Origin of the sequence: Bradyrhizobium sp. BRP23 (assembly GCF_020194135.1) — a bacterium.
In the GTDB taxonomy this organism is placed as follows: Bacteria; Pseudomonadota; Alphaproteobacteria; order Rhizobiales; family Xanthobacteraceae; genus Bradyrhizobium; species Bradyrhizobium yuanmingense.
This window is the reverse complement of the sequence record NZ_JADYVW010000053.1, coordinates 1-717: the sequence shown is the minus strand read 5'-3', so window position 1 is coordinate 717 and position 717 is coordinate 1. Positions and strand designations below refer to the sequence as shown.

The 717-nt window shown below is 55.4% G+C and carries 1 protein-coding gene; it reads right to left on the bottom strand.

What is annotated here, in order from left to right:
- Window positions 1-717: condensation domain-containing protein (locus I6F24_RS37305; protein ID WP_225131597.1), on the bottom strand; the 717-nt coding region annotated here is incomplete at both ends.

Here is a 717-nt window from a genome sequence, read left to right as displayed (position 1 = left end):
CACTTCGATAAAGCACATCGTATTGTCCGCCATCATACGGATTCGGCAGGAAACAGCGGTCAGTCCGATCTTGATCCTGCCAATACCCAGCGCTCAGACAGCGGCCCGCGATGCACAGTTCGCCGGACGCTCCAACAGGCACTCTCTTCAATCGTGCATCGAGCACGTAGAGTTTGACGTTGTCGATCGTGCAGCTGTTGCGGCGCGCAAATTCTCTTACACGACTGGAAAGATCGCCGCCAAGCAGCACTGGATGCGAGGCGCCGCGGTATGAATTTGTCTGCGGGCGCGCTCGTCCCGTTCCAAGCGAAAGCACCGGCGGATCATCACCAATCTGACGACGCCAATAGTGACGTTGGCTCTCCAGCGCCTCTGGAGAAACGTGTCGTTTTTCCCACGCCGCGTAGCCCGAGAGTGACGCACGGTTCTCTGGGCAAAACGCCACGGCATCTACGTACCTTTGCTGAAGATCTCTGAGCAGCACAGAGATGGACCAGGCATCGACGATGATTTCATGAGCGGTGATCAATATGAGATGATTGTCAGGACCAAGCCGGACCATGCGCGCGCGAAACAAGTGGTCCTGTCCAAGATCGAAATTGTCTTTCAGCTCCGTTCGCCGAAACTGTGCGATGAGCTCCTCAGCCTCGGAGGAGGTGAGATGAGATACATCGATCAATTCAAGATTGGTGCATGGCGGAGCATCAAAGCATTGAA